At 72.1% G+C, this 8235-nt stretch carries 8 protein-coding genes; 4 read left to right on the top strand and 4 right to left on the bottom strand.

All coding sequences use genetic code 11. The features are described from left to right. Position 1: 1 nt before the first annotated feature. Both QSK30_RS14790 and QSK30_RS14785 read right to left on the bottom strand, forming a co-directional pair. The gene (locus tag QSK30_RS14790) at positions 2-253 is read right to left on the bottom strand and encodes an acyl carrier protein (RefSeq protein ID WP_285503218.1); all 252 of its coding nucleotides are present in this window, start codon (positions 251-253) and stop codon (positions 2-4) included. A 39-nt stretch (positions 254-292) separates the two neighbouring features. Further along, complete coding sequence (locus QSK30_RS14785) at positions 293-1993, bottom strand: fatty acyl-AMP ligase (protein WP_285503216.1); 1701 nt, start codon at positions 1991-1993, stop codon at positions 293-295. Between the two features lie 317 nt (positions 1994-2310). On the opposite strand from QSK30_RS14785, the gene QSK30_RS14780 reads away from it, so the two are divergent. From QSK30_RS14780 to QSK30_RS14770, 3 genes are read left to right on the top strand one after another with little or no spacing between them, the layout of a single operon-like run. Next, positions 2311-2745 carry a cobalamin-dependent protein gene (locus tag QSK30_RS14780; RefSeq protein ID WP_285503214.1) on the top strand — a complete coding sequence of 145 codons (435 nt, stop codon included), beginning with the start codon at positions 2311-2313 and terminating at the stop codon, positions 2743-2745. Continuing rightward, positions 2735-4120 (top strand): methylaspartate mutase, encoded by a 1386-nt coding sequence (locus tag QSK30_RS14775; RefSeq protein ID WP_285503213.1) that lies wholly within the window; start codon positions 2735-2737, stop codon positions 4118-4120. Before QSK30_RS14780 ends, QSK30_RS14775 begins: the two co-directional genes overlap by 11 nt. Positions 4121-4166: 46 nt before the next feature. Beyond that, positions 4167-4961 (top strand): ABC transporter permease, encoded by a 795-nt coding sequence (locus QSK30_RS14770; RefSeq protein ID WP_285503212.1) that lies wholly within the window; start codon positions 4167-4169, stop codon positions 4959-4961. 49 nt (positions 4962-5010) lie between these two features. Here the strand turns inward: QSK30_RS14770 and QSK30_RS14765 are convergent, their stop codons facing one another. After that, entirely contained in the window at positions 5011-6021 is a 1011-nt protein-coding gene (locus QSK30_RS14765) for a MupA/Atu3671 family FMN-dependent luciferase-like monooxygenase (RefSeq protein WP_285503211.1), read from the bottom strand. Between the two features lie 3 nt (positions 6022-6024). Further along, the gene (locus tag QSK30_RS14760) at positions 6025-7077 is read right to left on the bottom strand and encodes an ornithine cyclodeaminase family protein (RefSeq protein ID WP_285503210.1); all 1053 of its coding nucleotides are present in this window, start codon (positions 7075-7077) and stop codon (positions 6025-6027) included. 178 nt (positions 7078-7255) lie between these two features. Here QSK30_RS14760 and QSK30_RS14755 point away from each other — a divergent pair, with 178 nt between their 5' ends. Then, positions 7256-8227, top strand: a complete 972-nt coding sequence (locus QSK30_RS14755; protein WP_285503208.1) for a TauD/TfdA family dioxygenase — start codon at positions 7256-7258, stop codon at positions 8225-8227. Positions 8228-8235 lie beyond the last annotated feature (8 nt).

Here is an 8235-nt window from a genome sequence, read left to right as displayed (position 1 = left end):
CTCAGCTCTCCGCCAGCACCAGGATCCGCGCGCTCAGCGCCCGGACCGTCGGATGGTCCCACAGGTCGGCGGGGTCGAGCTCGATGCCGAACTCGTCCTCGGCGGCCAGCACGACCGTCAGCGCCGACACCGAGTCCAACCCGAACTGCGCGATGGGCAGGTCGACGTCGACGGCCTCGACCGGGCGCCCGGTCACCGCCGACACCCGCGCCACCAACCACTCCTGCACCCCTGCGTGCACTACCTCGGCCATAGCCCCTCCTCGAAGTCTTCGGCGATCACTCCAGGACCGTCAGGCCGGGACGGCGATCCCGGCGGGCGACAACGTCCCGGCCAGGTAGGCGGCCCGCATGGCCATCCGCTGGACCTTGCCGCTGGTGGTCCGCTGGACCGTCCCCGGCCGCACCAGCACCACCTCGGCGACCCCGGCCCCGAACTCCCGGCCGACCGTCTGCCGGATCTCGGCCGTCAGCAACCCGTGCTCCTCCGCCGAGAACCGGCCCCGAATCTCGTGTACGACAACGAGATCGGTGTCCACAGAGAACACCGCGCCGATCAGACCGGCCAACGGCGGGTGCTGGGCGCGCAGCTCCTGCTCCACGTCCTGCGGGTACAGGTTGCGGCCGTGGACGATCATCATCTCCTTGAGCCGCCCGGTGATGTAGAGCTCACCGTCGTGCAGCACGCCGAGATCGCCGGTGCGCAGGTACACTCCATCAGAGAGCTGCGCCTCGAAGACCTCCGCCGTGGCGGTGGGATTCTCCCAATACCCCTGGGCGATGCTCGGCCCCCGCAGCAGCACCTCGCCGATCTCCCCGGACTCCAGCACCCGCAGCGTGACCGGGTCCACGATCCGCACCGTGGTCGCACGCGTGGGCCCACAGCTCGCCAACTCCTGCGCGTCGGGCCCGTCGCTGAGCACAAACTCGTTGCGTGCCAACGCTTCCCGGTCGACCGCACAGGCGGCGTAGGCACGGTCGCGGGTCCCGCTAACCAGCACGGTCGCCTCGGCCAGCCCGTAGCACGGCGTCAGCGCGTGCGACGCGAGGCCCGCGCCGGCGAACCGCTCGGCGAAGGCCCGCATGGTCGGGATGTGCACTGGCTCGGAACCGTTGCACGCCAGGTGCCATCGGGACAGGTCGACGCCTGCCAGCTGCTCGTCGGTGATCCGCCGGGTGCACAGCTCGTAGGCGAAGTTGGGCGCGGCCGACATGTACAGGTCGTGCCGGTCGATCATCCGCAACCACAGGTGCGGCCGCTTGAGGAAGGCCATCGGGCTCATCAGCACGCACGCCCCGCCGAGGAACAGCGGCGGCGTGAGCTGACCCATCAGGCCCATGTCGTGGTAGAGCGGCCCCCACCCGCCCAGGCGCGGCCGGTCGGGCAGACCGAGCACGTCGATCATGTCCTGGGTGTTGGCCAGCAGGTTGCCGTGCGTGACCACCACCCCCTTGGGGTCCGAAGTGGACCCCGAGGTGTACTGCAGCAGCGCGGGGTCGTCGCGGTCGGTGTCCGGTGGCACCCACTCGGCCGCGCCACCGGTCAGCTCGTCGACCGCGAGCACGTCGAGGTCGGTCATCCCCTGGTCGGCGACCAGCTCCAGCACCGACGGCCGGGTCGCGGTGTCGGTGAGCAGCACGCCGACCCGGGCGTCGCGGGCGATCACCCGCACCCGGTTGCGCTCGTGGCGGTAGCGGCCGCCCGCCGGGGCGAACACCGCGACCATGCCCGCGTACAGGCAGCCGACGAACGCGTGCACCGCCTCGCCGCCCTGCGGGAAGAGCAGCAGCACCCGGGAACCCACCGGCAGCTGGGCGCGCAGGGCGACCGCGATCGCCCTGGCCCGCTCGTCCAGCGCGCCGTAGGTCCAGGTGCGTGCGCTCGCGTCGTCCTCGGGGTCGACGAGGAAGGTGAGCGCCTGCGCCCCCGGCGTCGCCACGGCGTGCGCCCGCACCGCCGCGCAGGCATTTCGCCGGTCCAGATCCGCGTGCATGGTCCACCATCCCGGTCGAGTGATTCGACAAGTCCACGGGCACGGCGAAATACGCCGACCGCGCGAAACGCGGCCGCCGAAATGCGATTGCCCCCGAGCCCCCGGCCGGGTGGGAACACCGTCCCACCAGGGCCAGACCCGACGCTACCAGCGCACACGGCACCCACCAACGAACTGCGCCGGGACTAGTGAAAATCCCGGACCCCGCCTTTGCCAGTGGTCCCCATTGACCCCGGTTGTTACGTTCACCGAAAGCCACGCGTGCGCGCGGGAGATCGCGCCGCGCTCCCATTCCCATGATCAAGGAGCGCCCCACCATGCGCGACACCACCTTCCGCCCCCGCCGCGCCCTGGTGCTCGGCGTCGCCGCCAGCGACGCGCACGCGGTGGCCAACCGGCTGATCCACCTGATGCTCACCGAGCAGGGCTTCCGGGTGCGCAACCTGGGCGTGTGCACCCCGCTGGCGGAGTTCGCCGACGCCGCCGCCGAGCTGGACGCGGCCGCGGTGATCATCGGCAGCGTCAACGGGCACGCCGTCAACGACCTCGCCGACCTGCCCGGGCTGCGCGCGATGGGCAGGCTGGCCTGCCCGGTCGTGTTCGGCGGCAGACCCTCGATCGAGGTGGGCGGTGCCGCGACCGGCCGGGCGCGGCTGCGCGAGCTGGGCGTCGACCACGTGCTCGACCGGGCGGAGCAGCTGCCCGCGCTGCTGGACTCGATCCTGGCGCCGGTGCTCACCCATGCTGGGTGAGGACGTCATCGAGCTCGACCGGGAGCGGCGGCAACGGCTGCCGTCCTGGTCGGAGATCGTCGACGGCCTGCGCTCGGCCACCTCGGACACCTCAGACACCGCAGTCGAGGTGCTCAAGCGCGCGAAGGGCAGGCCCGTCCTGCAACCTCGGTGCGGTGTCGGCGGGCACGCGGAGATGCTGGACCTGTTGCGCGCGTTGGAAAGCGCGGGCGCGCCGGACCTGCTGTCGGTGACCATCGACTCGCACACCCGGCTCCGGCACTTCGCGACCGCCGACCGGGTGCGCCGGGAGAACCCCGCGCAGCTCAACGGCTACCCGCTGGTGGCCCACGGTTGGGAGCGCGGGCGGGAGCTGGTCGCGGCGGTCGGCGTGCCGCTACAGGTGCGGCACGGGTCGCCGGACGGCCGCGACCTGTTCGCGGTGTCGCTCGCCGCAGGCATCACCTCATTCGAGGGTGGCGGGATCGGCTACAACATCCCCTACGCCAAGGACGTCCCGCTAGCCGACTCGCTGCGCGCGTGGCAGCAGGTCGACGCGGTGACGGCCGAGCTTGCGCGGTCCGGGGTGGTGCTGGAGCGGGAGCTGTTCGGCAGCCTCACCGCGGTGCTGGTGCCGCCCTCGCTGAGCCTGGCCATGACGCTGCTGGAGGCGGTGCTCGCCGCCGAGCAGGGTGTGCGCTGCGTGTCGATCTCCTACCCCCAGTCGGGCGAGGTTCACCAGGACGTGGCGGCGCTGCGCGCGATCCGGGCGGTCGCGGCGGAATACCTGCCTGCGGACATGACGGTGTTCACCGTGCTGCACGAGTTCATGGGCGTCTTCCCGGCGGGCCGCGACTGGGCGGAGGCCCTGGTCCACTACGGCGGCCTGGTCGGCAGGCTCGGCGGCGCCGACAAGGTGATCACCAAGACGCACCAGGAGGCGCTCGGTATCCCGACCGCCGCCGCGAACGCCCACGGCCTGCGCCTGGCCCGCGCCGCGTGCTCACCGCTGCTGGACTTCGTCCGGCTGGACGAGGGCCGGGTCGCCGAGGAGCAGCACTGGATCGAGCGCGAGGTCGCCGAGCTGGTCACCCCGGTGCTCGAGCGCCCTCGGCTGGCCACCGCCGTCGAGGCGGGCTTCGCCGCCGGGACCTTGGACATCCCGTTCAGCGCGAGCGTGCACGCCCGCGCCGACGTGGTCCCGCTCCGCGACCCCACCGGCGCCATCCGCTACCACGCCGCGGGCGCGCTCCCGCTGTCCGGCGACGTCCTCCGACGCCAACACCGGCTGCTCAGCCACCGCACGGCCGCGCTGACCGACGAGATCCTGGCCGACATCAACTACTTCGCCGACCGCCCACCCTGGACGGCGGAGAAAGGGCAGGTGCCCGCATGACCGTCCGACCACACCGCCGCCCCACCCGGGCCGGGTCGGTGGTCGCATGACCGCCGTCGACGTGCCCGCACGCCCGCGCCCCCGGCAGCCCAGTGCCCGCAAGCAGGTCGCCGCGCTGACCGGCCGGTCACTGCGCGCCCACGTCAGCGATCCCCGAGCCGCCGTCCTCGGCGCCGTCGGCCCGATCCTGATGCTGGTCATCCTCAGCCAGGTCTTCGGCAGCATCGCCGACGCCGACCTGCTCCCGCACGGGGTCGGCTACCTGGACTACCTCACCCCGGCCATCCTGGTCACCACCGGCGTCAGCGCCGCGCAGGTCTCCGGCCAGGCGTTCCTCCGCGACATGCGCAACGGCGTGTTCGACCGGCTCCGGTCACTGCCGGTGCACCTGGCGGTCCTGCCCGTCGCGCGCAGCCTGGCCGACGCGGTCCGCTACGGCGCGCAGGCCGTGCTCGTCCTCGCCGCCGCGATCGCGCTGGGGTTCACGCCGTCGCTCGGCCTGATCGCCGCGTTCGTGCTGGCCTGGGCCCTGGCGTGGGCGCTGATCTGGGTCTACCTGGCGCTGGCCGTCTGGCTGCGCAGCCCCGAGGTGCTGCAGAGCCTCGGGGTGCTCATGTTCCCGGTCATGTTCACCTCCAGCGCCTTCGCCCCGGCCGACCGGCTGCCCAGCTGGCTGGGCGCGATCGCCCGGGTCAACCCGCTCACCTACGGCATCGACGCCACCCGCGCGCTGGCCCTGGGGCTCCCGGCGGCCACGGTCACCGCCGTGGTCGTGATCGTCGCGCTCGGCGCGGTCAGCGCCGCCGTCACCATCCGGCTGTTCACCCGCAAACCCGCCTGACAAGGGGAAAGGGGCCATGTCGTGATCGACATGGCCCCTTTCGCCGTCCTCACAGGGCGCGCAGCTCATCCAAATAGGACAGACCGCGCAGCGTCGTCGCGGGATCGACCCCGAAGTCGATCAGCGAGGCCACCTCGGTCACGCCGACCGCGCGCAGCTCATCGACGAACCGCGCGCAGGTCGGCACCGAGCCGAACAGCGCCGCGGTGCGGAAGTAGCGCTCGAAGGCGTAGTCCAGCAGCCGGTCCTCGTGGATCGAGTCCAGCTCGGACCACTGCCCCTTCCACAGGTCCACAGAGGACTTCAGGTACCGGGTGAACGGCTCCCGCACGGTGGCGCGTACCGCCTCGTCGGACTCGCCGACGAAGGTGTGCACCATCAGCGTGACCTTGCGCTCGGCCGGGTCGTGCCCGTGCGCCACCAGCGCTTCCCGGTACGCGGCGAGCTTCGGCGCCAGCTCGTCCACGCGCTGGAACAGCAGCGCCGTCAGCACGTTCGCGCCCAGCGCGCCCGCCAGCTCGAAGGTCCCGAGGCTGGAGCTGCAGGTCAGCCACAGCTCGACGTCGTCCTGCGCCGGCCGCGGGTACGTGGTGACCTCCACCTCGGCCCCGGCACCGTTGCGCCTGGTCACGGACTTGCCCGCCCAGAGGTCGCGCAGCTGCCCCACCTGCTCGGGCAGCCGCGCGCGCCGGTCGGCGAACGCGTCCGGGGCGAGCACGAAGTCGTTGGGGTTCCAGCCGGTGGCGATGGCCAGGTCGACCCGGCCCCGGGACAGGTTGTCCACGAACGCCCAGTCCTCGGCGACGGTCAGCGGGTCGTGCAGCGGCAGCACGACACTGCCCGCGCGCAGCCGGATCCGGGACGTGACCGTGGCCAGCGCGGCGGCGGCCAGCGCCGGGTTCGGGTAGGCGCCGCCGAAGGGGTGGAAGTGCCGCTCGGGCAGCCACAGGGCGGTGAAGCCGTGCTCGTCGGCGAAGCGCGCGGCGCGCAGCAACAGGTCGTACTCGGCCGGGGCGTCGTCGACCTCGCGGTTGGCGAAGTACAGCAGGCTGAAGTCCACGGCTCAGGCCCTGACCCGCAGCGACCGGGTGGAGTACGGGTCGAGCACGTTCTCCGGGTGGTGCTCGATCGCCATCTTGGTGCCCAGCCCCAGTTCCTCGGCCGCGCTGAGGAACACGTCGAGCGCGACGTGGTCCTCGAAGGCGAAGCCGGTCGAGTCGAACACGGTGAGCCCGGACCGGCGCGCGGCCGCCTCGTCCGGGTGAGCGCACAGGTGGCCCAGCGTCGGGCCGATCTCGTCGGCGCGCAGCTGCTGCGACTCGCCCTCGCGCTCGGCCTGGCCGCGGTGGTCGACGCAGACGAAGGCCCGGCGCAGCAGGGTGACCGGCAGCTCGGTCTTGCCCACCTCGTCGGCGCCGAGCGAGTTGACGTGCAGGTGTCCCAGGTGCGGGCCGTCGGGCACGACCGGGCCGCCGCCCACCGGCACCGAGGTCGCGGTGCAGACGATGTCGCTCTCGGCCAGCACCCTGGCCGGGGTGGCGACCTCGACCCGCAGGTCCAGGAACCTGACCCGGTCGGCGAACCCGGCGGCCACGGCCGGGTCGATGTCGCTGACCAGCACCGAGTCCAGCGCGAACACCTGGCTCAGCGCGTGCGCCTGGGTCACCGCCTGGGCGCCGGCGCCGATCAGCCCGAGCCGGGTCGACTCCGGCGCGGCGAGCAGCCTGCTGGCGACGGCCGAGGCGGCGCCGGTGCGGACGGCGGTGAGCAGCACGCCGTCGGCCAGCGCCATCAGCCTGCCGGTGGCCTCGTCGATCCGCGAGATCGTGCCCACGATGGTGGGCAGCCCGAACAGCCGCGGGTTGTGCGGGCTGTAGGCGATCGTCTTCACCGTCACCGACGAACCGGACTCGCGGTGCGGCATCAGCTCGATGACCCCGGTCAGCTCCCCGGTGCGGGCGAACCCGCCGCGGGTCGGGGTGTCCTCGCGGGCCCCCCGGCCCAGCTCGGTGAGCTCATGGCCCATCCGGTCGATCATCCTGCGCATGAGTGTGTCGCGGCCGATGACCTGGAGAATGCGCTCCAGGTCGTCTTGGCCCAGTAGCCAGGTCTCCATGTCCCCACCCCTAATCCGGAAATTCCAGCTGTCGGTCCCCATCCTACGATCGGCCAAAGCGGTGACCCAGCGTCGGCGAAAACACTGGTGGTGGCATTAGAAATACCCGGGGGCAAAGGATGAACGGGCCCGCGGACCGGATGATGGAACCACCGGCGACCAGGATGGAGAATGTGCCGTGACCGCTTCGCAGATCATCTCGGGGACCCTGGAACCAGCGCTCGAGCCCGGCAGACCGCCCGTGCTGACCGTACCGCCACCCGCGCGGGCAGGCTGGCCCGAGCGACACGCCGAGGCCGCCCGCGCCGTCGCGCGCGAGCACGGGAGCTTGCTCATCCGAGGTCTTGACCTGTGTGAACACTCCGACTTCCGGGTGGCGGGGAACGCGCTGCTCGGCTCGCTGTCGATCGAGCGCGAGGGCTTCGCGCCGCGCGACGACCACGGTGGCGGCCTCTATTCGGGCACGCGGTGGCCCGCCGATCAGCCGATGTGCATGCACCACGAGTTGAGCTACCGCACGGAGTTCCCGGAATTGCTCGCCTTCGGCTGCGTGCGCGCCCCAGAAGCGGGCGGGGAAACCGCACTGGCCGACGCGGCCGACGTGTTCGATGCCCTTCCCGCCGACATCCGCAACCCATTTTCCGAGCACGGCTGGATTCTCACCCGCAACTACGGGGACTTGCTCGGCGTGGATTGGCGAGACGCATTCGGCACCAGCGAACGCACCGAGGTCGAACGCCGCTGCGCCGCCGCCGGGATCGAGTTCTCGTGGGGCCCCGACGACGTGCTGCACACCGTGCAGCGGATGCCCGCGGTGCGGGTCGACCCGAACACCGGCAGGCGGTGCTGGTTCAACCAGGTCGCCTTCCTCAACGAGTGGACCATGGAACCGGCGGTGCGGGACTACCTGATCGCCGAGTTCGGCCGCGAGCACGGCCTCCCGTTCACCACCTACCTCGGCGACGGCAGCCCGCTCGACCTCGAAACCGTGGACCGGATCAACGCCACCTACGACGCCCACACCGTCAGCACCCCTTGGCGCGACGGCGATCTGCTGCTCGTCGACAACACCCGCACCGCGCACAGCCGCCAGCCGTACCGCGGCGACCGCACTGTGGTCGCCATGCACGGCCCGCTCGTGCACCGCTGATGACCTCG

Source organism: Actinokineospora sp. NBRC 105648 (assembly GCF_030269645.1).
Taxonomy (GTDB): Bacteria; Actinomycetota; Actinomycetes; order Mycobacteriales; family Pseudonocardiaceae; genus Actinokineospora.
This window is presented reverse-complemented; position numbering and strand designations above follow the sequence as displayed.

What these genes read in the sequence shown, in the direction of transcription:
- QSK30_RS14760 (WP_285503210.1), bottom strand. Translation starts at nt 7,077, where the DNA reads ATGGAGACCTGGCTACTGGGCCAAGACGACCTGGAGCGCATTCTCCAG.
- QSK30_RS14770 (WP_285503212.1), top strand. Translation starts at nt 4,167, where the DNA reads ATGACCGCCGTCGACGTGCCCGCACGCCCGCGCCCCCGGCAGCCCAGT.
- QSK30_RS14785 (WP_285503216.1), bottom strand. Translation starts at nt 1,993, where the DNA reads ATGCACGCGGATCTGGACCGGCGAAATGCCTGCGCGGCGGTGCGGGCG.
- QSK30_RS14775 (WP_285503213.1), top strand. Translation starts at nt 2,735, where the DNA reads ATGCTGGGTGAGGACGTCATCGAGCTCGACCGGGAGCGGCGGCAACGG.
- QSK30_RS14790 (WP_285503218.1), bottom strand. Translation starts at nt 253, where the DNA reads ATGGCCGAGGTAGTGCACGCAGGGGTGCAGGAGTGGTTGGTGGCGCGG.
- QSK30_RS14780 (WP_285503214.1), top strand. Translation starts at nt 2,311, where the DNA reads ATGCGCGACACCACCTTCCGCCCCCGCCGCGCCCTGGTGCTCGGCGTC.